This window comes from Pseudomonas sp. GL-RE-29 (assembly GCF_019947275.1).
Lineage (GTDB): Bacteria > Pseudomonadota > Gammaproteobacteria > Pseudomonadales > Pseudomonadaceae > Aquipseudomonas > Aquipseudomonas fluorescens_A.
On record NZ_JAGYGD010000016.1, the window covers coordinates 40713 to 66798 of the forward strand.

21 protein-coding genes are annotated in these 26086 nt (G+C 53.5%); 13 read left to right on the forward strand and 8 right to left on the reverse strand.

Going from position 1 to position 26086, the window contains the following annotated elements:
- The first annotated feature begins 42 nt into the window (after window positions 1–42).
- The 13 genes from rpsA (at window position 43) to KGB21_RS15010 (ending at window position 16326) form a co-directional block, all read left to right on the forward strand.
- On the forward strand, window positions 43–1734 hold the full coding sequence (gene rpsA, locus KGB21_RS14950; protein ID WP_034151020.1) for a 30S ribosomal protein S1: 1692 nt from the start codon (window positions 43–45) through the stop codon (window positions 1732–1734).
- 219 nt (window positions 1735–1953) lie between these two features.
- A complete protein-coding gene (locus KGB21_RS14955) occupies window positions 1954–2232 on the forward strand; it encodes a hypothetical protein (protein ID WP_223505533.1) in 279 nt (92 codons plus the stop codon).
- A gap of 152 nt (window positions 2233–2384) precedes the next feature.
- Window positions 2385–2681 (forward strand): integration host factor subunit beta, encoded by a 297-nt coding sequence (gene ihfB, locus KGB21_RS14960; RefSeq protein WP_003369729.1) that lies wholly within the window; start codon window positions 2385–2387, stop codon window positions 2679–2681.
- A gap of 27 nt (window positions 2682–2708) precedes the next feature.
- On the forward strand, window positions 2709–2948 hold the full coding sequence (locus tag KGB21_RS14965) for a LapA family protein (protein ID WP_223505534.1): 240 nt from the start codon (window positions 2709–2711) through the stop codon (window positions 2946–2948).
- A gap of 207 nt (window positions 2949–3155) precedes the next feature.
- Window positions 3156–4232 carry a dTDP-glucose 4,6-dehydratase gene (gene rfbB / locus KGB21_RS14970; RefSeq protein WP_223505535.1) on the forward strand — a complete coding sequence of 359 codons (1077 nt, stop codon included), beginning with the start codon at window positions 3156–3158 and terminating at the stop codon, window positions 4230–4232.
- A complete protein-coding gene (gene rfbD, locus KGB21_RS14975) occupies window positions 4229–5122 on the forward strand; it encodes a dTDP-4-dehydrorhamnose reductase (protein ID WP_223505536.1) in 894 nt (297 codons plus the stop codon). Before rfbB ends, rfbD begins: the two co-directional genes overlap by 4 nt.
- On the forward strand, window positions 5119–6009 hold the full coding sequence (rfbA, locus tag KGB21_RS14980; protein WP_223505537.1) for a glucose-1-phosphate thymidylyltransferase RfbA: 891 nt from the start codon (window positions 5119–5121) through the stop codon (window positions 6007–6009). The genes rfbD and rfbA overlap by 4 nt, the downstream gene beginning before the upstream one ends.
- A gap of 448 nt (window positions 6010–6457) precedes the next feature.
- Window positions 6458–7900, forward strand: a complete 1443-nt coding sequence (locus KGB21_RS14985) for a mannose-1-phosphate guanylyltransferase/mannose-6-phosphate isomerase (protein WP_223505538.1) — start codon at window positions 6458–6460, stop codon at window positions 7898–7900.
- A gap of 124 nt (window positions 7901–8024) precedes the next feature.
- Window positions 8025–9386, forward strand: a complete 1362-nt coding sequence (locus tag KGB21_RS14990) for a phosphomannomutase (protein WP_263386227.1) — start codon at window positions 8025–8027, stop codon at window positions 9384–9386.
- A 163-nt stretch (window positions 9387–9549) separates the two neighbouring features.
- Window positions 9550–10344, forward strand: coding sequence for an ABC transporter permease (locus KGB21_RS14995; protein WP_223505539.1), 795 nt, complete (start codon window positions 9550–9552; stop codon window positions 10342–10344).
- Entirely contained in the window at window positions 10341–11558 is a 1218-nt protein-coding gene (locus tag KGB21_RS15000) for an ABC transporter ATP-binding protein (protein ID WP_223505540.1), read from the forward strand. The genes KGB21_RS14995 and KGB21_RS15000 overlap by 4 nt, the downstream gene beginning before the upstream one ends.
- On the forward strand, window positions 11555–13123 hold the full coding sequence (locus KGB21_RS15005; RefSeq protein WP_223505541.1) for a class I SAM-dependent methyltransferase: 1569 nt from the start codon (window positions 11555–11557) through the stop codon (window positions 13121–13123). The genes KGB21_RS15000 and KGB21_RS15005 overlap by 4 nt, the downstream gene beginning before the upstream one ends.
- On the forward strand, window positions 13123–16326 hold the full coding sequence (locus KGB21_RS15010) for a glycosyltransferase (RefSeq protein ID WP_223505542.1): 3204 nt from the start codon (window positions 13123–13125) through the stop codon (window positions 16324–16326). The genes KGB21_RS15005 and KGB21_RS15010 overlap by 1 nt, the downstream gene beginning before the upstream one ends.
- Before the next feature lie 263 nt (window positions 16327–16589).
- On the opposite strand, the gene KGB21_RS15015 is transcribed toward KGB21_RS15010, so the two are convergent.
- The 8 genes from KGB21_RS15015 to rfbF all read right to left on the reverse strand — a co-directional run bounded on the left by KGB21_RS15015 (window position 16590) and on the right by rfbF (window position 26079).
- Window positions 16590–18824 (reverse strand): DUF7024 domain-containing protein, encoded by a 2235-nt coding sequence (locus tag KGB21_RS15015; RefSeq protein ID WP_223505543.1) that lies wholly within the window; start codon window positions 18822–18824, stop codon window positions 16590–16592.
- Window positions 18825–18908: 84 nt separating this feature from the next.
- Window positions 18909–19841 carry a glycosyltransferase family 2 protein gene (locus KGB21_RS15020; RefSeq protein ID WP_223505544.1) on the reverse strand — a complete coding sequence of 311 codons (933 nt, stop codon included), beginning with the start codon at window positions 19839–19841 and terminating at the stop codon, window positions 18909–18911.
- On the reverse strand, window positions 19834–20238 hold the full coding sequence (locus KGB21_RS15025; RefSeq protein ID WP_223505545.1) for a GtrA family protein: 405 nt from the start codon (window positions 20236–20238) through the stop codon (window positions 19834–19836). Before KGB21_RS15025 ends, KGB21_RS15020 begins: the two co-directional genes overlap by 8 nt.
- On the reverse strand, window positions 20231–21160 hold the full coding sequence (locus KGB21_RS15030; protein WP_223505546.1) for an NAD-dependent epimerase/dehydratase family protein: 930 nt from the start codon (window positions 21158–21160) through the stop codon (window positions 20231–20233). The genes KGB21_RS15025 and KGB21_RS15030 overlap by 8 nt, the downstream gene beginning before the upstream one ends.
- Window positions 21157–22872: a thiamine pyrophosphate-binding protein gene (locus tag KGB21_RS15035; protein WP_223505547.1), complete on the reverse strand. Its 1716-nt coding sequence runs from the start codon at window positions 22870–22872 to the stop codon at window positions 21157–21159. Before KGB21_RS15035 ends, KGB21_RS15030 begins: the two co-directional genes overlap by 4 nt.
- A 3-nt stretch (window positions 22873–22875) precedes the next feature.
- Window positions 22876–24189 carry a lipopolysaccharide biosynthesis protein RfbH gene (gene rfbH, locus KGB21_RS15040; protein WP_223505548.1) on the reverse strand — a complete coding sequence of 438 codons (1314 nt, stop codon included), beginning with the start codon at window positions 24187–24189 and terminating at the stop codon, window positions 22876–22878.
- A 29-nt stretch (window positions 24190–24218) separates the two neighbouring features.
- Window positions 24219–25304, reverse strand: a complete 1086-nt coding sequence (rfbG, locus tag KGB21_RS15045; protein ID WP_223505549.1) for a CDP-glucose 4,6-dehydratase — start codon at window positions 25302–25304, stop codon at window positions 24219–24221.
- A gap of 1 nt (window position 25305) precedes the next feature.
- Complete coding sequence (gene rfbF / locus KGB21_RS15050; RefSeq protein ID WP_223505550.1) at window positions 25306–26079, reverse strand: glucose-1-phosphate cytidylyltransferase; 774 nt, start codon at window positions 26077–26079, stop codon at window positions 25306–25308.
- Between the last annotated feature and the right edge of the window lie 7 nt (window positions 26080–26086).

Consider the following 26086-nt stretch of genomic DNA (forward strand, 5'->3'; position numbering starts at 1 on the left):
TGGAGATGGGCGTATTCTTCGCCCTCATCAACAGGAATTAAAATGAGCGAAAGCTTTGCGGAACTCTTTGAAGAAAGCCTAAAAACCCTGAATCTTCAGGCAGGCTCCATCATCACCGGTGTTATCGTTGATATCGATTACCAAGCTCGCTGGGTAACCGTTCACGCTGGCCTGAAGTCTGAAGCACTCATCCCGCTTGAGCAGTTCTACAACGACGCTGGCGATCTGACTATCAATGTCGGTGACGAAGTTCACGTTGCTCTGGACTCGGTAGAAGACGGCTTTGGCGAAACCAAGCTGTCCCGTGAAAAAGCCAAGCGCGCTGAATGCTGGATTGTTCTGGAAGCTGCCTTCGCAGCCGAAGAAGTGGTCAAGGGCGTTATCAACGGTAAGGTTAAAGGCGGCTTCACTGTCGACGTTAACGGCATCCGTGCGTTCCTGCCAGGTTCTCTGGTTGACGTCCGTCCAGTGCGCGACACCACGCACCTGGAAGGCAAAGAGCTGGAATTCAAGGTCATCAAGCTGGACCAGAAGCGCAACAACGTTGTCGTTTCCCGTCGTAGCGTCCTGGAAGCCGAGAACTCCGCCGAGCGCGAAGCTCTGCTGGAATCCCTGCAGGAAGGCCAACAAGTCAAAGGTATCGTCAAGAACCTCACCGATTACGGCGCATTCGTCGATCTGGGTGGCGTCGATGGCCTGCTGCACATTACCGACATGGCCTGGAAGCGTATCAAGCATCCTTCCGAAATCGTCAACGTTGGCGACGAGATCGATGTCAAGGTTCTGAAGTACGATCGCGAGCGCAATCGTGTTTCCCTGGGCCTGAAGCAACTGGGCGAAGATCCATGGGTTGCTATCAAAGCCCGTTACCCAGAAAGCACTCGCGTTACCGCACGTGTAACCAACCTGACCGACTACGGCTGCTTCGCTGAGCTGGAAGAAGGCGTTGAAGGTCTGGTACACGTTTCCGAAATGGACTGGACCAACAAGAACATCCACCCTTCGAAAGTCGTACAAGTCGGCGACGAAGTGGAAGTTATGGTTCTGGACATCGACGAAGAGCGTCGTCGTATCTCCCTCGGCATCAAGCAGTGCAAATCTAACCCATGGGAAGATTTCTCTGGCCAGTTCAACAAGGGCGATAAAATCTCCGGCACCATCAAGTCGATCACCGATTTCGGTATCTTCATTGGTCTGGACGGCGGCATCGACGGTCTGGTTCACCTGTCCGACATCTCCTGGAACGAAGTGGGCGAAGAAGCCGTACGCCGCTTCAAGAAGGGCGACGAGCTGGACACCGTTATCCTGTCGGTTGACCCAGAGCGCGAGCGCATCTCCCTGGGTATCAAGCAACTGGAAAGCGATCCGTTCTCCGAGTACGTTCAAGAGAACGACAAAGGCGCAATCGTTAAAGGCATCGTGAAAGAAGTTGACGCTAAAGGCGCCATCATCACTCTGGCCGACGATATCGAAGCGACTCTGAAAGCCTCCGAAATCAGCCGTGACCGCGTTGAAGACGCGCGCAACGTTCTGAAAGAAGGCCAGGAAGTAGAAGCCAAGATCATCAGCGTTGACCGCAAGAGCCGTGTAATCCAGCTCTCCATCAAGTCGAAAGACGATGCTGAAGAGAAAGAAGCAATCCAGAGCTTGAAAGACAAGCCTGCTGCTGACATCGCTGCTGGTCCTACCACTCTGGGCGACCTGTTGCGTGCACAAATGGAAAAACAGAACTAAGTTCTGTCGGACCATAGAAAAAGGGCGACTTCGGTCGCCCTTTTTTGTGCCTGGAATTTAGTGGGATGGAGGCGTGGTTCGAGCGTCAGTGCTTGTCCGATGAAACCAAAGGCTTCGCCAGGCTGTCTCTTTCTTTAATCGGATCAATCGTTTATTTGTAGCTAGTCTTAGATCTGAAGTGAGTGGTGGTTGGGCAGGGTGCCTGGCATAAGGAGGTGAATGAACAAGCTCATTGTCGCTTTAGCAATACTGACATTGGCGGGTTGTGGCACTAATGCCAAGACCCATGCGGTGCGTGGTGTCAGTGGTATTGAAATCGATTGTTCAGGAATTGGCTCTGGGTGGGAGAAGTGCCAGAAGCGAGCAGCCAAGGAATGTAAGGCGTCCGGGTACAAGGTCGTAGCAAGGTCTGATGATGCCAAAGATGAGGATGAATTTCCCTTTGGTTTCAATCCGGCAGGCTATCTGACGCGCACGATGGTGGTTATTTGTAGGTAAGAGATGAGTGTTGGCGAATGTCTTCCTGCGCCCTGGAACAGGGCATTTCCTAACGGGTGGAAGGATGTCAAAACTCGGACTGTTCAAAATCATCCGGGCGTGCTAAAACCTTTGAAGCGCTGATCTAGCTGCTTGAAAAAGAAGGGAAAAATATGACGAAGTCGGAGTTGATCGAACGAATTGTCACCCATCAAGGGCTGCTCTCATCCAAGGATGTGGAGCTGGCCATCAAGACCATGCTCGAACAAATGTCCCAATGCCTGGCCACCGGTGATCGCATCGAGATTCGTGGGTTCGGCAGCTTCTCCTTGCACTACCGCGCGCCGCGCGTAGGTCGCAATCCAAAAACCGGCCAGTCCGTCAGCCTCGACGGTAAGTTCGTACCGCACTTTAAGCCGGGTAAAGAATTGCGTGATCGTGTGAACGAGGATGAGGAGGAAGGGCTTTGACTATCGCCGATCATCAAGGTGTAGCTCATGCGTAATCTCAAGCGAGTGCTTCTTGGGGTCTTCGTGCTTGTACTGGTACTGGCGATTCTCGCGTTCGTTCTCGAAAATCAACAATCGGTTTCTCTGTTGTTTCTCGGTTGGGCCGGGCCGCAATTGCCAGTCTCTCTGGTGATGGTTCTCGCGCTATTGATCGGTATGGTGATCGGGCCGATACTTGGCTGGTTTCTGGGGCGCTCGTCCAGGGTTTCACGCAAGCGTCTCGTCTGAGGTGTCGGGTACGAGACGAATATCAAATTTGCGCCATCGGCTTTCTCTATCCATTAGTAAAACGTTCATTTAGCTGTAAACTGCGGCCGTCGTTCGATAGTGGCAAATTCCCACATCGAGACGGATCAGTCTGGCAGACTATTGTATTCATGGATTAGGCAGTGCTCGGTTGGCGGCCCTGTCAGCACCTCAAGGGTATGAATTCGCGTGAAAATTCTGGTAACCGGTGGTGCGGGATTCATTGGCTCGGCAGTCATTCGTCATATCATCTCCAGCACTGATGATTCTGTCGTTAACGTCGATAAGCTTACTTATGCGGGAAATCTCGAGTCACTGGCCGAAGTTAGCCGGAGCTCGCGCTATGTATTCGAGCGTGTGGATATCTGCGACCGCAACCAGATAGACCGTGTTCTGAGTGAGCATCAACCGGACGCGATCATGCATCTGGCCGCAGAGTCTCATGTTGATCGCTCGATCTCCGGGCCATCTGAATTCATCCAGACCAACATCATCGGTACCTATACCTTGCTGGAGGCTGCGCGCCATTACTGGGCTGCGATGGACGATGCGCGTAAATCCAACTTCCGCTTCCATCATATTTCGACTGACGAAGTTTACGGAGACCTCGAGGGGCCCGAAGATCTCTTCACCGAGACAACGCCGTATCAGCCGAGCTCACCGTACTCGGCAAGTAAAGCCAGCTCAGATCACCTGGTCCGTGCTTGGACTCGTACTTACGGGTTGCCGACCCTGGTCACCAACTGCTCGAACAATTATGGGCCATGCCATTTCCCAGAGAAGTTGATTCCACTGATTATTCTCAATGCGCTGGAAGGCAAATCACTACCGGTATATGGCAAGGGAAATCAGGTTCGTGATTGGCTCTATGTCGAAGATCACGCTCGTGCGTTATACAAGGTGGTGACAAAGGGTGTTATCGGCGAGACGTACAACATCGGCGGTCATAACGAAAAGCAAAACATTGAAGTAGTGCATACCCTGTGTGCGTTACTTGATGAACTGCGACCGGGCTCACCTCACCGACCCCACTCCAGCTTGATTACATACGTTCAAGACCGGCCAGGCCATGATCAGCGCTACGCGATTGATGCGAGAAAAATCCAGAGTGAGCTGGGTTGGGTGCCGGAAGAAACCTTTGAAACCGGTATCCGCAAGACTGTTGAATGGTACCTCAACAATACTGAATGGGTGGCTCACGTGAAGAGTGGCAGCTACCAGCAATGGATCGACAAGAACTACGCGGATCGCTCGGGCAAGGCATGAAAATCCTCCTGCTTGGAAAAAATGGACAGGTGGGGTGGGAGCTTCAGCGCTCTTTGGCTCCACTGGGTGAGTTGATTGCCCTGGATCGGAATTCAGCTAATGGCTTATGCGGCGATCTGACTGATTTAGAAGCGCTGCGCGCAACTATCCGTCAAGTCGCACCTGACGTAATCGTCAATGCTGCGGCCTATACCTCCGTCGATAAGGCGGAGTCCGAGCCTGAACTGGCCGATCGTGTGAATGGTCAGGCAACTCGAGTAATGGCCGAGGAAGCTGCTTCGTTGGATGCCTGGCTGATTCACTATTCGACCGACTATGTCTTCAGTGGCCAGGGATCAACGCCATGGCAAGAGGCAGATGCAGTCGCTCCGGTGAATCACTACGGCGCCAGTAAGCTCTTGGGCGAGCAGGCAATTATCGCGTCGGGCTGCAAGCATTTGATCTTCCGCACGAGCTGGGTTTACGCAGCGCGCGGTAACAATTTCGCCAAGACCATGCTGCGTTTAGCCAAGGAACGAGAAACGCTGAGCGTAATCGCTGATCAGATCGGCGCGCCGACCGGGGCGGACTTGATCGCTGATGTGACAGCGCTCGCTATTGCGCAAGTCATGAGGCGCACCGAGTTGTCAGGAATTTATAACCTGGCTGCCAGTGGCGAGGTGTCTTGGCATGGCTACGCTACCCATGTGATCGAATTCGCCCGGGCTCATGGCGAGTCCCTTGCTGTAACGGCGATCAACCCGATCGAAACATCAGCGTATCCCACGCCCGCGCGCCGTCCTTTGAACTCTCGTTTGAATACTCGCAAGCTATGCGAAAATTTTTATCTACACTTGCCGGATTGGCAAAGTGGCGTAACTCGAATGCTTAGGGAAGTCCTGAATAAATGACCACAAAAAATCGTAAAGGCATCATTCTCGCCGGTGGTTCAGGCACCCGACTGCATCCGTTGACCCTTGGCGTATCCAAGCAGATGCTACCGATATACGACAAGCCGATGATCTTTTATCCATTGTCGGTGCTGATGCTTGCGGGGATGCGAGAGATCCTGATCATTTCCACTCCCGAAGATTTACCGTGTTTTCGCAAGCTGCTTGGAGACGGCAGCTTGTACGGTATTAAGCTGACTTATGCCGAGCAGCCTAGCCCTGATGGTCTCGCGCAAGCATTCATCATTGGTGAAGAGTTCATCGGCGACGATCCTTGCTGTCTGATCCTGGGCGACAACATTTTTTATGGTCAAAGTTTTTCGGAAAACCTGCGTTCCGCCAGCATTCAAAAGCAGGGAGCTACAGTTTTCGGATATCACGTTTCTGACCCTGAGCGCTTCGGCGTGGTGGAATTCGATGCTGCCGGTCGGGCGCTGAGTATTGAAGAGAAACCGCAGAAACCCAAATCCAACTACGTGGTGACCGGCCTTTACTTCTACGACAATAAGGTTGTAGAGATCGCCAAGGGCATCAAACCGTCCGCGCGCGGCGAGCTGGAAATTACAGATATTAACCGCGCCTATCTTGAAGGGAATGAGCTGAGCGTCGAAATCCTTGGTCGTGGCTTCGCTTGGTTGGACACTGGTACTCACGAGTCGCTGCTTGAGGCTAGCCATTTCGTACACACCATCGAGAAACGTCAGGGATTTAAAGTCGCGTGCCTTGAAGAGATCGCTTACAACAGCGGGTGGATTTCTACAGCTCAGTTGTCCGCTCAGGCAGAAAGACTTGGAAAGACTGGGTATGGGCAGTACTTGAAGAAGCTTTTGGATGCACCTGGCCGCTGAGAATTGATCGCTGCGGATGGTTGATGTTATTTTGATGGCGTTTAATTAAACACTTGTTTGTTTTTTAACGTTTTTTTTTATCTGCGGCCTTCCGCCCCCGTTATCTATTACCGGTGCTAGCGGTAGAATGGTCGGTAGAATTATCTGATCCTGCTCCGCATTGCATTTCAAACCTCCAATGATCCGCTTTTCCTTTCCAAAGGAGACAGCATTGTCTAGATTGCCTCCAATACACAGTGTTAAAGGCAGGGCGTCGGATGAATTCTGAAGCAGGCTAATTAGAGCGATGTCAGGCATCAAGCTAGAAGGCCTGGATCGAAGCTGAGCCGTCATCATGCGCGCAGCTTCAAGAAGAATTTGCATCAAGATGATGCAGGAATGACCGGAAAAATAACTCAGCCCCACTTCCTGGATGTATTTGCCAGAAGGGGGATTAAGGATTTAGAGCATGGAACTGATTCCCGTAATTTTGTCTGGCGGAGTGGGCAGCCGGTTGTGGCCTGTTTCTCGAGAAGCCCATCCAAAGCCGTTCATGGAGCTACCAGACGGCCAGAATCTAATCCAGAAAACATTCCTTCGGGCGTCCCGCCTGGAAGGCGTTGTCGAAGTTCTCACAGTGACCAATCGGGAACTCCTGTTCAAGACAGAAGACGAGTACAGTGCGGTCAATGCAGCGAAGCACGCTCAAGGCTTCATTCTTGAGCCTTTTGGCCGCAACACCGCGGCGGCCGTGGCTGCCGCCGCGCTTCAGCTGGAGTCCACGCATGGCCCCGACGCCCAGATGCTGGTTCTGGCCGCAGACCATCTGATCAAAGACGAAAAAGCCTTTGCAGACGCCGTATCCAGTGCCATGACACTTGCCGCCGACGGCTGGCTGGTAACCTTCGGGATCCAGCCTACATATCCTGAAACTGGTTTTGGCTACATTGAAGCGCAAAAATCTGCTCCACTGAAGGGCGGTCTGAAAGTAGCGCGCTTTGTCGAAAAGCCCAATCTTGATACTGCTCAATCGTACGTTAGCGCAGGCAACTACTACTGGAACTCCGGAATGTTCTGTTTCCGGGTGGGCACTGTCCTCGAAGAGCTTCGTCAACATGCACCGGACGTAGTAGAAGCCGTCAGCCGTACGATTGAAAAGTCGCGTCTAACTTCTTCTGCCAAGTACCGTTGCCTTGCACTCGATGCTGATGCATTCGCTGAGGTACCAGACATTTCCATCGATTACGCGTTGATGGAACGTTCCGCCAAAGTAGCGACGGTTCCCTGTGACATCGGCTGGAGCGACATCGGTTCCTGGAATGCCGTTAGTGAGCTGACCGAGCCTGACGAGAACGGCAACCGCTTTGAAGGTGAAGTGCTGTCCCATGCGTCACGCAACAACTACGTAAACAGCGAGGGCCGACTCACTGCCTTGGTGGGAGTCGAAGACTTGCTGGTGATCGACACCCCGGATGCGGTGATGATTGCTCACAAAGATCACGCTCAAGACGTAAAACATATCGTCAATCAGCTCAAGGCCTGCAGTCATACAGTTCATTTGCTCCACCGAACGGTGCATCGCCCTTGGGGCACCTACACAACACTGGAAAATGGTGAGCGCTTCAAGATCAAGCGCATTGTGGTGAAACCGAAGGCCTCTCTGTCCTTGCAAATGCATCACCACAGAAGCGAACACTGGATCGTTGTCAGCGGGATGGCGGTGGTCGTCAACGATCAGAGGGAGCTGATGTTGAATACCAACGAGTCGACATTTATTCGCGCTGGTCACCAGCACCGTTTGATGAATCCGGGTGTTATCGATCTGGTGCTGATCGAAGTGCAGAGCGGTGACTATCTGGGTGAGGATGACATCGTGCGTTTCGAAGACAATTACGGGCGCGTCGATAAGTAACGATACTGAGCCCGAACGAGCTCCCCGTCTTACGGGTCTGCGCGCCGGCGGCATCCAGCCTTGGCGAACCATTCTTGCCGTTGCCGCCTCCGGGCGGCTTCGGACTTTTCAGTTAGTGAGCAGTATGTATCCTCCTATCGTGACGCAATGCTTCAAGGCCTATGACATTCGTGGCCAAGTTCCCGCTCAACTCAACGAAGATATCGCCTATCGCATAGGGCGAGCACTCGTGGCCGAATTGCAAGGGAAAACCTTCGTGGTTGGCCAGGATATGAGGCTCGAAAGCCCACCCCTGGCGGCAGCGCTGATGCGCGGCATCACTGAGGCGGGGGCCGACGTGATCGACATCGGACTTTGCGGCACTGAGGAGGTCTACTTCGCCACCAGTCACTACAAGGTCGACGGCGGCGTGATGATTACCGCCAGTCACAACCCCAAAGGTTACAACGGCATGAAACTGGTCAAGGCGCAATCTCGCCCGATCAGTGGCGACACTGGCCTCGACGCCATCCGTCTGCGTGTCGATCAGGGTGATCTGGGCACCGTCGCGGCAGAAAAAGGCACGGTTCGCCAAGCGTTCGACAAGACTGCTTACATCGACCATTTGCTCACCTACGTCGACGTCAGCGCCTTGAAACCCCTCAAGATCCTCGCTGACCCGGGAAACGGTGCTGCCGGCCCCGTGCTGCAAGCGCTTGCTGCGCGGTTGCCACTGCAGTGGGTTTTCATCAACGAATTGCCTGATGGTCACTTTCCGAACGGCGTACCCAATCCGCTGCTGCCCGAGAATCGCGAACTGACTCGTCAGGCGCTACTGGCCAATCAGTGCGATATGGGGCTGGCCTGGGATGGTGACTTCGATCGATGCTTCTTCTTCGATGCCGACGGTCGGTTCATCGAAGGCTATTACTTAGTTGGCCTGCTGGCCGAAATGCTGCTCAAACAACACCCGGGCAGCAAGATCATCCACGACCCGCGTCTCACTTGGAACACCATCGAACAGGTCGAGCAGGCGGGTGGTATTGCCGTTCAGAGCAAAACCGGGCACGCGTTCATCAAGGAGCGCATGCGCGAGGAAGACGCTGTGTATGGTGGGGAGATGAGCGCTCACCACTACTTCAGGGATTTTGCCTATTGCGACAGCGGCATGATTCCGTGGTTGTTGGTAGCGGCGTTGATTTGCGAAACGGGAGAAACGCTTGCCCAGTTGGTCGCGAAACGAATCCAGGCGTTTCCTTGCAGTGGCGAAATTAACTATCGTGTGGCAGATGTGAACGAGACCTTAAGCAAGGTGCGTGAACACTATCTGCCGCGCAACCCGGTCATCGATGAAACAGACGGGATCAGCCTTGAGTTTGGCGATTGGCGCTTCAGCCTGCGGGGTTCCAATACGGAACCATTGCTACGGTTGAATGTGGAGAGTCGTGCCGATGAAGAGCTGGTTGTGCGCCATGTAGCGGAAATAGCCGGTTTGATCCAGGGATAAGGTGGGGCCCGGAAACTGCTTCTCGATCCGGCCTCCGGTGAAGTTCCCGCCTGCTTCAACGGAGGCGCTACAGAACCTCAAAGAAATTCGCCATGGAATTGGTGATCTTAAGTCTAATGCAAGGAGTGAAGTAACTTGGCTTCACTTTCAACAGGAGTCAGGAATGTTGGAGTTGTTCAAAAGCCTTTGGGATTATCGGGGCTTCGTTTTTTCATCAATCCATAATGAATTTTCTGCCCGTTTCGCTCGTAGTCGTTTAGGTGGCTTGTGGATGATCATCAATCCACTGGCTCAAGTCGCCATTTATGCACTGGTGCTCTCCAATGTGTTGGCAGCAAAGCTGCCCGGGATTGATAACAAGTACGCTTACGCCCTCTACCTGATGGCAGGCATGCTGGCATGGAGCCTGTTTTCGGAGATCATCGGGCGTTGCCTGTCCTTGTTCATCGACCAAGGCAACCTCATGAAAAAGATGCGCTTTCCGCGTATTACCCTGCCTGTTATTGTCGTGGGATCGAGCCTGCTCAATTACCTGTTGCTGTTTGTTGCGCTGTTGGTGGTGTTTGCGCTGTTAGGTCAATGGCCGCACCTTCAAATGCTATGGCTCATCCCGTTGACGGTTATCGTCACTGCTCTGGCTGTGGGCATCGGCTTGATTCTCGGCGTTCTGAACGTCTTCGTTCGAGATGTAGGTCAAGTAGTACCCATCCTGCTGCAAGTCTGGTTCTGGTTCACCCCTGTGGTTTACCCGGTCAATATTATTCCTGAAGATTTCAGAAACTACATGGACATGAATCCCATGTTCCCTATCGTCAGCGCTTACCATGACATTTTGGTCTACGCCAAAACCCCCGATATCCAGCAAGTTGCAGTAACCGCCGTTATTGCCTTGGGCTTGATGCTATTGGGGCTTTTTATGTTCCGTCGCGCCGCACCGGAAATGGTGGACGTGTTATGAGCCTGCTGAACGTAAGTAACCTGGGCAAGGCTTATCGCGTCTACGCCTCTGAGTTTCAGCGCATTGGCCGTTGGTTTGGGCTTCCTACCAAACCCACTGAAGAGCATTGGGTGCTCAAGCACATCAACTTTTCCATAGGGCCGGGAGAAGCCATCGGTATCGTTGGCCAAAACGGTGCGGGAAAATCTACGCTGCTGAAGATGATTACAGGAACCTTGCAACCCACGGAGGGTAGCGTTCAGGTTAACGGCCGTATCGCTGCCATTCTCGAGTTGGGCATGGGGTTTACACCTGATTTGACCGGTCGCCAGAATGTGTATCACGCCGCCGGTTTGATGGGCTTTGGCACTGAGCAGATCCGTCAGGCCATGCCTGAAATAGAAGCCTTTGCCGAGATTGGCGAATACTTCGACCAAGCTGTGCGCACTTACTCGAGCGGTATGCAGATGCGCGTGGCATTTGCCGTGGCGACAGCGTTTCGTCCGGACATCCTGATCGTCGATGAAGCCTTGGCAGTGGGTGACAGTTACTTCCAGCACAAAAGCTTTGAGCGTATTCGCGAGTTTCAGCGTCAGGGCACGACGTTGTTGATCGTGTCCCACGATCGAGGTTCGATCCAGTCGTTATGCAGTCGGGCAATCCTCCTCGAGCGCGGTACGGTGCTCAAGGATGGCGCACCGGAAGAGGTAATGGATTACTACAACGCTATTATCGCGGCCAAGGAAAACTCCACTGTTACAGTTGTCCAGCGCGAAGATGGCAGCGTGCAAACCCGCTCCGGCTCCGGCGAGGCAAGCATACGTTCGGTAAGCCTGCACAATAGCCTGGGTGAGCCGATCGAGTACGTACAAGTTGGTGAACGTGTCAGCTTGAAAATCGATGTACAGATCAACAGCGATATTCCCGAGTTAGTAACGGGTTACATGCTCAAAGATCGTTTGGGTCAGACGATCTTTGGCACTAACACTTACCACTTGGGCTGCAAGCTGGAAAGTCTGGCGGCGGGTCAAGCAATGCAATACAGCTTCGGCTTTGAGGCCAATTTGGGAGTGGGCTCGTATTCGGTGGCGGTTGCGCTTCATACCGCCGAGAATCATATTGCCTGTAACTTCGAGTGGCAGGACTTGGCACTGGTATTCAATGTGGTCAATGTCGCTAAAACGGAATTTGTCGGCCTGGCCTGGTTACCGCCAACAGTGGAAAATAACAGATGAGTACGAATTTTTACCGGGCGTTTGAAGATATCCATCGTGGTAGCCGCGACTTGATCAGGGAGCGTCAAGAGATCTACCTGCCCTTTATCAATCCCCTCAAATCTTTGTACCCGCAGTGTCCGGTGCTTGATTTGGGTTGTGGCCGTGGCGAGTGGCTGGAGTTAACCCAGTCGCATGGCTTTCTGGCCCGTGGTATAGATTTCGACGATGGCATGTTGCAAGCATGCCAGGCACTCGACTTGCCTGCCGAACATGGCGACGCATTGGCTGCACTGGCTGCGCTGGACGACGAGAGTCAAGTGGTAGTGTCGGCGTTCCATTTGATTGAACACATACCGTTTGCCAGTTTGCAGCAATTAGTCCGTGAGGCGCTGCGAGTGCTCAAGCCGGCGGGGCTGTTGATCATGGAAACGCCGAATCCGGAAAACCTGGCGGTCGGCACTAATTATTTCTACCTCGACCCGACGCACGAAAAACCCATTCCCCATTTGTTACTCAGCTTTTTAACCGAGTACACGGGGTTCGCGCGCTCCAAATTGGTCCGTCTCCAGGAATCACCTGAACTGCATGACGTACCGCAATTGACCTTAATGGAAGTGTTGAGCGGGGTGAGCCCGGATTACGCGATTATTGCGCAGAAGGCCGCGGGTGCCGAACAGTTGGCGGCTTTCGATCCTTACTTTGCCCGTAACTACGGTTTGAGTCTGGAGGCCTTGGCAGAGCGTTATGAGCAACACATGGAGCGTCGCTTCCGGGCAACGTTCGAAGACACTAGCCTGCAGCAAATTGAGCGTATGCAGGAAATACAGAATCAGGTTGCCGACGTGTCAGCCGAGTTACAGCGCCAGAGTGTTGAATTGTCGGCTGAGTTGCAGCGTCAGAGTGTCGAACTGTCAGCCGAATTGCAGCGCCAGAGTGTCGAGCGAGCACTTGAGTTGCAGCGCCAGAGTGTCGAACTGGAAGCCGTATCGCAGCGCCAGAATGTCGAGCAGGCAGCCGAGTTGCAGCGTCAGAGTGCCGAACTGGAAGCCAGGATGCCGCACCGGATTGTTGAACTGGAAGCCGAGTTACAGCGCCAGCATGCCGAACTGGATGCGGAGTTGCAGCAGACCCGTCAGCAGCGCGATGAGGCACTGACCAAGGCTCACGAAATCTGGCTACAAAGTTGCGCTGATAACAGTCGCGTGCAGGCGATGATGAGCAGCACGTCCTGGCGCCTTACTGCGCCGTTGCGCTGGTTCGCAAGAGCAGTGCGCCGGGTGATCAGTGGATTTACCCGGTTGGTCAAGAACGGGGTTCGTCGAATCGTGCTCTCGGGGCTGCGCCATACCCTCGGGCATCCGGCTTTGCGTCGGCGTATCAATAACACTCTCAAACGTTTCCCCCGTTTGTATGAAACCCTCAAGCGTTTCGCCTATAACCGCGGGCTATTGGTCAACGCATCTGTCCCTCGCGAAGAAATGCCGAACAGTGAAGTACCGCAGCACCTGGAAGGCCTGTCGGTGGGTGCTCGCCAAGTGTATTACGATCTGAAAAAGACTATTGAACAGAAGGATCTGCGCTGATGCGTATTGTAGTAGATATGCAGGGCGCTCAAGCCCGTCTCTCTCGGCACGATTCATCATGCTATATCACCAAATTGGCATGCGCGTTAGCTCTTCAGTCGGGTGAACATGAGGTCATCTTGGCCCTCAGTGGACTGATTGATGGGACCATCGAAGCGATTCGTGCGAAGTTTCATGGGGTTCTGCCGTCTGAAAACATTCATGTGTGGTCGGCACCAGGCCCGGTGAGTCGGCATCATCCGGATAACGACGGCCGGTCGAAAGCCGCTGAGTTGATCCGCGAAGCGTTTCTGGCCGATCTCAAGCCTGACTTGCTGTTGCTACCCTATGTGTTTGACAGTGCTGATAATGAGTTGATTTTAACGGTTGGCGTCTTGGAGCAGTCCATACGCACTGTCGTCGTGTTGGAGTCTTTGGGTAAGTCCCATACAGGCGAGGTGATGGCTGAGGGCTTGTATTGGGCTCGGCAGGTTCAGCAGATCCGGCGCGCGGAACGGGTAATGGTGACACCGCCGCTGGATCCTCAATACGTCAGCCAGGCGCTGGGCTTACCTGTCGCCCAGATCAATGCTCTGTCGGCTAGCCCGGTGCTCGGTTTCGACGAAGCGTCATTGCGGAAGGACGCCAGCGCTGTCTTGGCGTTATTGGCGCGAGGCTCCTTGCAACAGGGGCATGTCAGCACCACTGGTTTGCGCCAGAAGTTGGCTTATGTGTCGCCGCTACCACCGCAAAAAAGTGGCATCGCCGGATACAGCGCAGAGTTGTTGCCCGAGTTGAGTCGCTTTTACGACATCGATGTGGTGACCGATCACCTTCAGGTTGATGATCCCTGGGTCCAGGCCAACTGTCAGGTACGTTCGGTGGAATGGTTCCGCCAGAACGCCACGCGCTACCAACGGGTTCTTTACCACTTCGGTAATAACCCGATGCACGCCTATATGTTTAAGTTGCTCGATGAGATTGCCGGGGTTGTCGTCTTGCACGACTTCTATCTGAGCGATGTTCAGTGGTATTGCCAGGTTCACGGGATAAAATCCGATCTATGGATCAAAGAGCTGTATCAGGGGCATGGTTACAAGGCGGTGGCTGATTTCCATCAGGACGGGGTGCATAGCACCTTGTCCAAGTACCCGGGTAGCCTGGGGATCTTTAATCAGGCGCTGGGAGTGATCGTGCATTCGACTTACTCCGAGTCGTTGGCGCGCCAATGGTACGGTGAGAGAGCGCGTTGCTCGACGATCCCGCTCCTGCGTGTGCCAGCCGTGAACCTGGACCGCGAGCGCGCCCGTGCAGCCCTGGGCTTGAGCAGCGATGACTTCGTGGTGTGTAGCTTTGGCTTTATGGGTAAAACCAAGCTCAATCACCGGTTATTGGCCGCGTGGGAAGACTCCGCGTTGCTTCGCCAGGACCGCAGCTGCAAGTTGTTCTTCGTTGGCCAGAACGAGGCGTCAGCCTATGGCGAAGACATCGAACGCCACCTAAAGAAACGTCGACAATCTTCTAGCGTGAGCATTGTAGGTTGGACTGACGCTCAAACCTATGAACTGTACCTGGCCGCTGCAGACGTTGGTGTGCAGTTGCGTGAACTGTCGCGCGGCGAGACTTCAGCGGCTGTGCTTGATTGCCTCAATTACGGTCTGGCCACGGTCATCAATGCCAATGGCGCCATGGCTGATCTGCCGGATGACGTGTTGATCAAGCTGGAAGACGATTTCAGCGACGCGCAATTGACTCAAGCCCTGGAACGGCTCCGCAGCGAGCCTGCGGTACGCGCTAGCTTAGGGAGACTGGCTTCCACATACGTACACAGCGACCATGCGCCTGCATCTTGCGCCCAGCGCTATTTCGAAAGTATTGAAGCTCATTATCTCGATCACAGCCGTTACCAGGCGTTAACGTCGGCGGTGGGGCATGTAGTCACTGATTTTAGCGATCGCTTGGATATAGTTGCGGTGGCGAAGGCTATTGCACTCAACCAGGCACCAGCCGCTGGCTTACGTCGCATATATGTTGACGTCTCTGCCATGATCCGGGTTGATTTGCGCACCGGTATTCAGCGTGTGGTCAGGGCGTTGCTGCTGGCTCTGATTGAATCGCCGCCTACTGGTTATCTGTTTGAGCCGGTTTATCTGAGCGATAGCGGGGGTGTTTGGCATTGGCGCTATGCGCGCAACTTCATGCTCTCGTTGATGAGCTGCCCGACCGGTTGGTTACTTGATGAGCCTGTGGATATGCAACCTGGCGATCAGTTCCTCGGCTTGGACTTCTGCGGTTCGTTTATTGTCGAGGCGGGCAAGTGCGGGGTCTTCTCCCGTATGCGCGAGCGTGGGGTGAGGACTTCTTTTGTAATCTATGACCTGATCCCGATCCTGTTCGAGGAGCACTTTCCTGCAGGCACCAAGGAAGGTCATGCCAATTGGCTGTACGAGATTTCCAAGGCCGATGCAGCGCTATGTATCTCCGCATCGGTGGCTGCAGACCTGCAGCGCTGGGTTGCCGCCCATGGCGCACCGCGTTTGTCTCCCTCTCCCTTGCAGACGAGTTGGTTCCACCTAGGCGCTGATTTGGCCGCTTCGATGCCGTCCAACGGCTTGGCGGAAGGCGCCGATCAGGTGCTTGAATGCCTGCGCAGCGTACCGAGTTTCTTGTCGGTGGGCACCATTGAGCCTCGCAAAGGGCATGCCCAAACGCTTCAGGCCTTCGATTTGCTTTGGGCCCAAGGTGAGCAGGTCAACTTGGTCATTGTGGGCAAACAAGGCTGGATGGTTGATGCGTTGTGCGCGAGCTTGCGCAACCACCCGCAATTAAACAAGCATCTGTTCTGGCTTGAAGGTATCAGCGATGAGTACCTGGAAAAAGTCTATGCAGCCACGTCTTGCTTGCTGGCCGCTTCGCAAGGTGAAGGCTTCGGGTTGCCGCTGATTGAGGCCGCGCAACATAAGCTGCCGATTCTGGCGCGCGCTCTGCCGGTGTTCAGAGAGGTCGCCGGCGAGCATGCGGCGTTCTTCGAGGGCGACAGTGCTCAGAGCTTGGCCGATGCAATTACTCGGTGGTTACAGGACTATCGTGATGGCTCAACCATTGCTTCAGTAAACATGCCATGGCTCACGTGGAAACAGAGTGCCGAACAACTCAAACGTGCTTTGCTTGCTCCACAATGTTCCCAACCAAAGATAAACAAGGCGGCCTCACAGTGCGCGTGAATATTCTTTGAACTCGACGAGCTAATCCAAGCTAAGAAAAGTGCAGGAGAGCGATGAAGAGTTAAAGGCGGCGGCTGGGTTCGGTTTGTTGCAAAGAACTGAACCCAGTATTTTCGAACTTCACGCGTTCGCCTTTGAGTATCTCAGTACGGGTTTTAAAATAAAAAATGCCCTGGTTTTTGGCCAGGGCATTTTTTTGTGACGAGTCCCAACTATTCGATATGTTGAGTTGAATCTCTTGGTTTGAGCACTGTGGTGAGTCTCTATAGCTCCAATCGAAGCGAAACGAAACCAATTCCAAGTTTACGATTGTCGCTATTGATACCAAGTGCCCTAGGGGATATTGGCTTTGATGGTATGAATGAAATTGTATCAGTCGTTTGGCGCATTAGATCCACTTGTACGCGAACCTCTGACGCAGCGCCCCCAAGATTAATTTCGTACTCTTGAGTGCCAATTAATACTTTGGCAGGTTTATCAGCATTAGGACCGAAGGCTTGTGCAGTCAAAATCAGCGTGAACTTTTGAGGTAGGGGCGAGGTAAAAACCAGGCGGGCATTACCTTCAGACCAGCGCCCCCATGGCTCTGGCGATGAGAAGCCAGAAGCATTTTGAATAAACGCTGGCCAACCTGGCCGGGTAAAAACTATGCCTTCTTGTAAGTTGGCTGAGTACCGCGGACCCAGATGGTCTGCATAGTAGCCCGATTTCTCCATTATTTGCTTAGCGCTCAGGCCAACCAAGTTGGTATCTTCAGTCGAGGATATTCTGAAGAATACGAGTTCACCATTCGAGCTGTTTAGAAGTGGAGGAGCGCCAAGCAGCGTAGTTAGGGTTGTTATCAGTGCATTTGCATTGTCCGAGTAACCGCGACGATCAATATAAATGCCATTGAAGCCCAGGCGCTTTACGACCTCTAATTGCTTTTCCATCGGCTCATTTGCAAGGGAGCGATAATACATGTCGCCATCCCGGCCCTTCATTCCACCATAGCTCCAATGAAGGTTTTTTGAATGAACAAAGCCGGTGGCCAATTGGTAATCAGCTAGCCGATTTAAGGGTGGTGTTTCCGGAAATGGCATATAAGGTAACTGGTAAATGGCAGCACCTTCAGGTAACGAGCGCTCAATATCGGCTACGAAGTTCCTATCGTTGTCATATGCCAATTTTTGCGGCGTTCTACACTCTTTGCATGGAGATGCCGTTTGGTCATACATACCAACGATAAGTATAATTGCCGCCGCAAGTAATGAGTGGGTGCGAATCTTAGAAGAAAATTTCTCTAAAAATAATTGAAGCGCCAAAAAGAAGGCAAGAACACAGCCAAAAGCAATGAAAATACTAGCCCTGTTCCATCCTCTTATCGAGGGTGAAATTGTAAAAGCGAAGAGTGCACCCAGGCCGCCAGTAGTGGCAAACAAAAACAAAACAAGTGTAGATGCAGCCAAAAAGGTTAAACGGTGATCTGTTTTAGTTCCGGAAAGAGAAATCAGGACGTAAAGAAAACACGCCAGCAACCCAAGAGACCCCACAACGCCCAAGGTTGACGTAGTGTTTTCGTTTATCAGCGGAGAGCCAGCGTTATAAGATTGAGTATATTGCCCAATGGAGGATATTCGATGGTCAGCTCTCGGGAGTATGAGTTGCATTAATTTGAGAGCGTAAATTTCTGATTCTACGGGTGAGCGTTTTGCTACTTCCGAGTTTTCGCCCTGCTCATGTTTACCCATTAAATTTGGGCTTATATTTAGTAATACACCACTGGCGAGGATGGTTGCTATAAATAGCGCGCGCTTGAGCCCAAGAAGCTTTCTGGTTTTGATGAGGTTGAGTGTGCCTGCCAATAAAATTAGAATCACGCCAAATAGCGTGTAGTACACGCCGAAAGAGGAAATCGCAAGCAGTGCGAGAATAAAAAGTGCGTACTTGACCCAAGGTCTTCTATTTTGGGTATTTAAAGCTTGGTTGCTTGATGAACGAAAAACAGAAAATGCCAGATAGAAAAATATAGGGGCGACGAAATACCAAGTATAGAAGAGGTGTGAAATGCGCTGAAAGTGGAACGGCATGAATGTGAAAAGTAAGGCGGCCACAAATGAAAGGGCTCGCGAGACGCCAAAGATCCGGATTACGCAGAAAGCAGATAGAAAAGCGGTTGGGAAGCTAAACAAGAAAAATAGATTTGTTGCAGCAAAGCTACTGCCGGAAAGCAGAGAAAGTACTTTGATGATTAAGTGGCTGCCGGCGTCGGCGCCTGGAAAGTCAATAAAGTTTGAACCAAATGGGTATCCGCTTCTAGCGTTATTAAAGAGCCAGCCTTCTGAAACGCTTTTGGCCATCCAGGCGTGGAACAGGCTATCACCTTGATATGAGTACGGGTAGGAAACGTCGGGCCATAGCCCTCCTGGCCAGCCAGTAAGTAATATACTGGCGAGAAAGAAGGATATGACCGCGCCGGAAAGAGCTAGCTTCCAGTTTTCCAGGAGTACTGCTTGCAACGATCTCAGTGGTAACTCCGAACTTAATATAGCTTTTTCAAGTGGTGCACTATTTGATGTCACGATTGCCAATCATCCATAAAATCAATCGAAATTTACGCGTTCAGACTCAACCACCAACGGCATGTTGCGCATTTGGGTGTGCACCGACCCCAGGTATTCCCCAAGCATGCCCAAAAACAATATCTGTACCGAACTGAAGAAGAACAAAGAAATCAGCATTGGGGCGATGCCCACTTGGAACGAGTTCCAGAACACCAGTTTGGCCACAAGAAACCCGAATGCGGTCAGCAGACTGAGTCCTGCCAGTAGCCCACCCCCCATCACCATCAGGCGCAATGGCACCTTGGAGTGATTGGTGATGCCAAGCATGGCGATGTCATACAGCGTGTAGAAATTGTTCTTGGTGATCCCTCGCTGGCGTCGTGGTTGCTTGAACGGCACTGTGGCGATGGGGAAGCCGATTTCGCAGAGCAGGCCCCTGAAGTACGGGTAGGGATCATCGATTTTCTTCAGGATGTCCAGCACAACGCGATCGAACAGGCCCGCACCGGTGGCGTTCTGGACCAGCGGAACCTCCGAGATTCGAGTGATGAACCGATAGTAGCTGCGGCGCAACAGGAACATCATGCGAGACTCTTCGCTTTCAGGCTTCACGGCCAATACCGTCTTGAAGCCCTGTTCCCACTTGTGTACGAACTCTTCGATCATTTCCGGCGGGTCTTGCAGGTCAGAAGCAATGAGTACGCACGCATCGCCCTTGGCTTGAAGCAGGGCGTGGTAAGGCGAGCGGATATGCCCGAAGTTGCGGGCGTTCAGGATGAGTTTTACCCGTTTGTCCTGTGCAGCGAGTTCACGCAACTTTGCGATACTGCCGTCTGTAGAGCAGTTGTCGATAAAAATATGCTCGTAATCATAGTCAAGCCGTGACATGACTCCAATGATGCGCTGATAGAGCTCATCAATATTGGCTTCTTCGTTGTAGCAGGGTGTCACAATGCTGATGAGCTTACGCATAGTTGAAAACGAACCTGTTATTAATAAAAAATGAGAGCAAGGCCATGGGCAGGATCAGGGCGATACCGGCCAGATAGGGGTCCAAACCAAAAAGTTTGAGCCCCGCGATGCCTGCGACATTGGCGCAATAGACAAGGCCGTAGCCGGCGATGAACCTGAAAATAAGTTTGTTGTTTTTGGAGCCGAAAACCAGGGCGCCGGTACTTTTGAAGTTGAAGGCAATACCCAGCACTGTGGCGAGGAACAACGCTGCGCTGTAATGCAGGCCGAGGTAAAGGAATGCGGCAAAACAGCCATAGCCGAACACCGCATTCATCAAGCCTACCAATAGGAATCTGAACAACTTCACCTTGAAAAGATCTCGGAGCATCGGGGACGCCTTTTTATTGTCAGGCATTCAGGTGCTGCCTGATCTCGCTCAGCAGGCCGCTCAACGAAGAATCGCCGGGAACATAGCCGAACAGGCTTTCTGCCTTGCGATTGCGTGAGTAGTAATTGGCCTTGGGGCCTGTGGCGTTGACTTTTGCCTGGTCACCCACGACGGTGTATTGCAGACCGAACTGGTCACGTAGAGCCTCAAGCAAGTCGAACTTGCCGATGGGTGCCAAGGAGTAGCAGTCAACCACATCGTTGCAAGGCGACGACTGCAGAATCCTGTCTATCAGTTGCAGGAAATCTGCAGGCGCGAGGTAGTCCCTGACCATGTCATCGGGAGCTACTTCGAGTACCGTGCCGGATTTCAAGGCGCGCAGGATGTCGCTCAGGAAGAAGCGGGCGTCAAGCGCCTGGCGATGGCTGAAATAGCTGAACACCCTGACATCCACGATAGCGAATGCAGGTAGTGCTCGATGGCGGCACTCCGTCTGAAATTTTGCTACGCCGTACCAGTCTTGGGGCTGGAGTGCATTGGCTGCAAACACGGCCTTCGAGGTTTCGGACACAGGCGCCTCGAAGTTAGCACCATATGCAGCGCCGCTGCTCAGGTAGATGTACTTGCACTCGGGATGCCGTTGTAGATAGGACAGGGCGAGATTGTCGTACTGTTCGGTGACGGTAAAGATATCCTTGCCCATCTGGATGGCACGAGCCGGATCGCCAACACCTACGAAATTGATGATTGCGTCGAAATGACGGGAGTCATCGAATCTGGCGTAGTCGAGTAGCGCGAACGAACTCTGCTCAGCAATAGCCCGAATTTCGGGATCGAGTTGAGCTGTAGCCCGCATAAACAGGTCGCACTGATAAGTGGCCTGCTTGGCGAGGCTCGCAACGAGGTCTTTGGCGATATGACTGGTTGCCCCAAGTATTGCGATCTTCATGCATCAAGGTCCAGAAGCGGCGACTGCTCATGGATTGGGCGGCCAAACTCCAGCCGAGGGCGGCACTCCCGGGCATCAGGCATCAGCACTTCGATCAGCATCGGTTTGCTGTGAGCGAGAAACTCGGTCACTGCCGCCTTGAATTGGCGCATATCGACAACACTTTGCGAGTGGATGCCATAGGCTGCGCCAATGGCCTGGAACTGCGGGGTGTATCCATTCCAGAAGGTTGAGGAGTTTCGGCCCTCAAAGTACATCTCCTGGAAGCCGCGAACCATCCCGAGTGAGTGGTTGTTCATCACAATCGTCAGGATCGGCAACTGATCCCGCGCAATGATGTCGAGTTCCTGGATGTTGAGCTGCGCGCCACCGTCACCGGTGATGACGATGACTGGTTTGTCACCGGCATAGCACACACCGACAGCAGCGGGAATGGCGAAACCCATAGTGCCCAAGCCACCGGAATGGTGCATGGATTGGCCAGCGCCGAGGCGTAGTGTATGCGCTGCCCACATTTGATTGTTGCCCACGTCGGCCACGTAGTCGAGCGCGCGGTCTGCAGTAAGCTCGTTCAGCGACTTGAACAACTCGAACGGGCTGATGCCCCATCCTGCATATTCATCGACGAACGATTGCTCAAAGGCCTGCCGCAGACGTGTACGCCAGGCAGCGGGGGCCGGTTGGAGCTTGTGTGCGCATTCGATGAAGCCGTTAAACACCGTATCCAGCCCGATATTGAACGACTGCTGAGCCTTGACCCGGTTCTCCAGCTGAGCCGGATCCAGATCAAACTGTACGATTTGCGCATTCTGGGCAAAAGTTTCCGGCTTGGCGCCGGTCTGCCGTACGTCCATACGGCTGCCAAATACCACCAGCAGGTCAGAATGCTGTACGGCGTAATTCGCCGCACGCGTGCCATAGGCACCCAGCATCCCCAGGTAGTTCTCGCCCGCCTTCAGCTTTTCCGCACCTTTCAGGCTGGCGACGTGGGGGATACCCAGTTGATCGACCAGACTGAGCCATTGCGTAAACTCGGGGATGTTGACGGCGCCGCCGCCAATCAGGAATACCGGGCGTTCGGCCTTTTCCAGCAATGTCCAGACGTGGCTGAAGGCGTCGCTTTTTTCGGGGGACGGCGCCGAATTACGGGCCCAAGTGTCCAGCAGGGCGTCCAGGGCCGCTTCATCGATCTCGGCGCGCTGGATGTCCATAGGGATGTCCAGGAGCACGGGCCCTGGACGTCCTTCACGGGCGATGGTGATCGCCTTGAGAAGTGACGGGATCAGATCGTCGACATGGGTGACCAGATGAGCGTACTTGGTGATGCTACTCACCAAGGCAACGCTGTCGAGCTCCTGGAAGCCCTGCTGACGTATGGGCCTGTCGCCTTTAAGTTCGTGGGTATTGACCTGGCCGGTCAGGAACAGGCACGGGTGACTGTCCAGCCAGCAGTCTGCAATTCCGGTGATCAGGTTGGTGGCACCGGGTCCACTTGTACCCAGTGCCACGCCCATGATCCTGTGATCGGTCGCACGTGCGACAGCAGATGCAGCAAAGGCAGCGCCTTGCTCATGGTGCATCGATACCAACTTGGTTTTTCCTAGCAAATTAATGCTGTCCACCAGATGGGTAATCATTCCACCGATGAGCTCAAAACCATACAGGACGTTATTGTCTGCAAGTACTTTTGCTACTGCATCTGAAGCTTTCATATGTTAGAAACCGATCCCGAAGAACTCTTCCAGTTTTTCACCGACGTAGTCGAAATGTTCCTGACCAAGGGAGGGCTGAACACCCAGCCAGAAGGTCTGGTTCATGGTTCGGTCAGTATTGGTCAGTTCGCCCACGACGCGGTATTCGACGTCATGGAAGTACGGCTGGCGGGTCAGGTTACCGGCAAACAACAAGCGGGTACCGATCTTGTTCTGATCCAGGAACTTGAGCAGGTCGACACGCTTGACCCCGGCGCTTTCCTTCAGGGTGACCGGGAAGCCAAACCAGGACGGTTCGCTATTAGGAGTCGGTTCGGCGATTTCAAGGAAATCGCTCAAGCTCGCCAGACGTTCCTTCAGCAGCTTGAAGTTGCGCTTGCGAGTAGCAATGAACTCGGCTGCACGGTCGAGCTGTGCCAGTCCGCAAGCCGCTTGCATGTCGGTGATCTTCAGGTTGTAGCCCAGGTGGGCGTACACGTACTTGTGATCGTAACCTTGTGGCAGGCTACCGAACTGCTGGCCGAAACGGTTACCGCAGGTGTCATCGCAACCGGGTGCGCAATAGCAGTCGCGACCCCAGTCACGGAAAGATTCGGCAATCAGTTTGAGCTGAGCGTTATTGGTGAATACCGCGCCACCTTCACCCATGGTGATGTGGTGGGCCGGGTAGAAACTCAGGGTAGCGATGTCGCCAAAGGTACCCACCATCTTGCCGTCATAGGTCGCACCGAGTGCATCGCAGCAATCTTCGACCAGCCAGAGATTGTACTTTTCGCACAGGGCTTTGACTTTGGCCAAGTTGAACGGGTTACCAAGGGTGTGCGCGAGCATGATCGCCTTGGTCTTGGGGGTGATCGCCGCTTCGATCAGCTCGGGGTCGATGTTGTGGGTCGCCATGTCGACGTCGACGAATACCGGAATCGCCCCAAACTGTACGATCGGGTTCACAGTGGTCGGGAAGCCCGCAGCCACGCCAATGACCTCGTCGCCTTTCTTGATGGCGCGGTCACCCAGCTTGGGTGAGGTCAACGTGCTGAACGCAACCAGGTTGGCCGAGGAGCCGGAGTTGACGGTAATGAGGTAATTGACACCGAGAAATTCGGCCAATTTCTTTTCGAATTCAGCATTGAAGCGACCGGTAGTCAGCCAGCCATCAAGGGAAGCTTCGACCATCAGTTGCAGTTCGCGTGCGCCAATCACCTTGCCGGAGGGAGGGATGACGGTTTCGCCCCCAACAAAAGGTTTGGCAGCCAAGGCAGTCTGGGCGTAACGCTCAACGAGCTGGCTGATTTCCTGACGGAGCATATCGGGGGTCATAGTATTTCCTGCTTAAAGCTTTTAATTGGTTAGGCGTCAGCGGCCATGGCTGCCATGAAACTGTTGATTTCGTTCACACAATGGGCATGCATATCCTCGCCTCGCAACCAGGCGCGATGCCAAGTGACGATGCGGGTAAGTGTGGCTTCCAAGTTCCATGTAGGCTCCCACTTCAATTGGGACCGGGCCTTGGAAATATCCAACTTCAAATAGCGCGCCTCATGGGGCTGAGGGTCGCTGTCAAGTTGCCAGCTCGCACCGGCACCCCACGCACCCACCATGTGGTCGAGTATCCATTCGACAGGACGTGCATCTTCATCCCGGGGACCGAAGTTCCAGCCTTGCGCGAATACGTGGCCATGCTCCCATAGGTGCTGGGCCAGGACAAGGTAGCCACTAAGCGGCTCGAGGGCATGTTGCCACGGGCGCGTCGCTTTCGGGTTGCGAACGGTCACGGGTTGACCTTTTTCGACTGCACGCAGAATGTCGGGGATGAGGCGATCTTCTGCCCAGTCACCGCCACCGATCACGTTGCCGGCACGTGCCGAGGCCAAGGCCGGCGCGTCATCAGCTTTGAAGAATGAATTACGGTAGGCGGAGGTGACCAGCTCTACGCAGCCTTTGCTGTTGCTGTAAGGGTCGTGACCGCCCATGGGTTCGTTTTCACGATAGCCCCACTCCCATTCCTGGTTTTCGTAGCACTTGTCAGTTGTGACATTGACGATTGCTCGAAGGCTTGGGCATTTGCGTGCTGCCTCCAGCACATGAACAGTGCCCATGACATTGGTGGCATAGGTCTCGACCGGTTCCCGGTAGGACAGCCTGACCAAAGGTTGGGCGGCCATGTGGATCAGAATATCCGGATCAAAAGCCGTCATGCTTTCTGTAATGGCTTGCAGGTCGCGAATATCGCCAATCTGCGATGCCGCCATGCCTTGCTCAACGCGCGCTTGTTCAAAAAGCGACGGAGTCGTAGGCGGGGCCAGCGCGAAACCTTTGACGTGCGCACCCATGTCTTGTAGCCACAGGGACAACCAGCTGCCCTTGAATCCGGTATGACCTGTAAGGAAAACCTTCTTTCCCTTCCAGAAGGCAGGAGTGACGGTAGCTTTCATATTATTCCCAGGATTTCCAAGGTGCCTTGCCATTTTGCCAAAGTTTTTCCAGCAGGTTTTTATCGTGCAGGGTATCCATTGGCTGCCAGAAGCCTGGGTGCTCGTGGGCCATCAGCTGGCCATCCGCTGCAAGCCCCATCAAAGGCTCTTGCTCCCAGACAGTGCTGTCGTCGACCAGGTATTCGAGGACTTGCGGGGACAATACAAAAAAGCCGCCATTGATCATGGCGCCGTCGCCTTTAGGCTTTTCCTTGAAGTTGAGAACCTGGCCTTGTTTGATGTCCAGCGCGCCAAAGCGGCCTGGTGGATAGGTGGCGGTGAGTGTTGCGGCCTTGCCATGCTGTTTGTGGAAGGCAATGGTGGCGCTAATGTCCACATCGCCGACGCCATCGCCGTAGGTGAAGCAGAAAGCTTCTTCATCTCGAACGTAGTCTGCCACGCGGCGCAAGCGACCGCCGGTCATCGAGGAGTCACCGGTGTCGACCAGCGTGACATTCCAGTCTTCGGCACGTTTGTCGTGTACTTTCATGGTGTTTTCACGCATGTTGAAAGTTACATCCGACGAGTGCAGGAAGTAATTGGCGAAGTATTCTTTGATCAGATAGCCTTTGTATCCGCAGCAGATAATGAAATCATTGATGCCGTGCGAGGAATACATCTTCATGATGTGCCAGAGGATTGGTTTTCCACCAACTTCGACCATGGGCTTTGGACGTACACTGGTTTCTTCGCTCAGGCGTGTACCCAAGCCGCCTGCCAAAATGACCGCTTTCATGATTGCT

Coding starts and splice junctions, on each gene's coding strand:
- rpsA (WP_034151020.1), top strand. CDS start 43: ATGAGCGAAAGCTTTGCGGAACTCTTTGAAGAAAGCCTAAAAACCCTG.
- KGB21_RS14955 (WP_223505533.1), top strand. CDS start 1,954: ATGAACAAGCTCATTGTCGCTTTAGCAATACTGACATTGGCGGGTTGT.
- ihfB (WP_003369729.1), top strand. CDS start 2,385: ATGACGAAGTCGGAGTTGATCGAACGAATTGTCACCCATCAAGGGCTG.
- KGB21_RS14965 (WP_223505534.1), top strand. CDS start 2,709: ATGCGTAATCTCAAGCGAGTGCTTCTTGGGGTCTTCGTGCTTGTACTG.
- rfbD (WP_223505536.1), top strand. CDS start 4,229: ATGAAAATCCTCCTGCTTGGAAAAAATGGACAGGTGGGGTGGGAGCTT.
- rfbA (WP_223505537.1), top strand. CDS start 5,119: ATGACCACAAAAAATCGTAAAGGCATCATTCTCGCCGGTGGTTCAGGC.
- KGB21_RS14985 (WP_223505538.1), top strand. CDS start 6,458: ATGGAACTGATTCCCGTAATTTTGTCTGGCGGAGTGGGCAGCCGGTTG.
- KGB21_RS14990 (WP_263386227.1), top strand. CDS start 8,025: ATGTATCCTCCTATCGTGACGCAATGCTTCAAGGCCTATGACATTCGT.
- KGB21_RS14995 (WP_223505539.1), top strand. CDS start 9,550: ATGTTGGAGTTGTTCAAAAGCCTTTGGGATTATCGGGGCTTCGTTTTT.
- KGB21_RS15000 (WP_223505540.1), top strand. CDS start 10,341: ATGAGCCTGCTGAACGTAAGTAACCTGGGCAAGGCTTATCGCGTCTAC.
- KGB21_RS15005 (WP_223505541.1), top strand. CDS start 11,555: ATGAGTACGAATTTTTACCGGGCGTTTGAAGATATCCATCGTGGTAGC.
- KGB21_RS15010 (WP_223505542.1), top strand. CDS start 13,123: ATGCGTATTGTAGTAGATATGCAGGGCGCTCAAGCCCGTCTCTCTCGG.
- KGB21_RS15020 (WP_223505544.1), bottom strand. CDS start 19,841: ATGCGTAAGCTCATCAGCATTGTGACACCCTGCTACAACGAAGAAGCC.
- KGB21_RS15025 (WP_223505545.1), bottom strand. CDS start 20,238: ATGCCTGACAATAAAAAGGCGTCCCCGATGCTCCGAGATCTTTTCAAG.
- KGB21_RS15030 (WP_223505546.1), bottom strand. CDS start 21,160: ATGAAGATCGCAATACTTGGGGCAACCAGTCATATCGCCAAAGACCTC.
- KGB21_RS15035 (WP_223505547.1), bottom strand. CDS start 22,872: ATGAAAGCTTCAGATGCAGTAGCAAAAGTACTTGCAGACAATAACGTC.
- rfbH (WP_223505548.1), bottom strand. CDS start 24,189: ATGACCCCCGATATGCTCCGTCAGGAAATCAGCCAGCTCGTTGAGCGT.
- rfbG (WP_223505549.1), bottom strand. CDS start 25,304: ATGAAAGCTACCGTCACTCCTGCCTTCTGGAAGGGAAAGAAGGTTTTC.
- rfbF (WP_223505550.1), bottom strand. CDS start 26,079: ATGAAAGCGGTCATTTTGGCAGGCGGCTTGGGTACACGCCTGAGCGAA.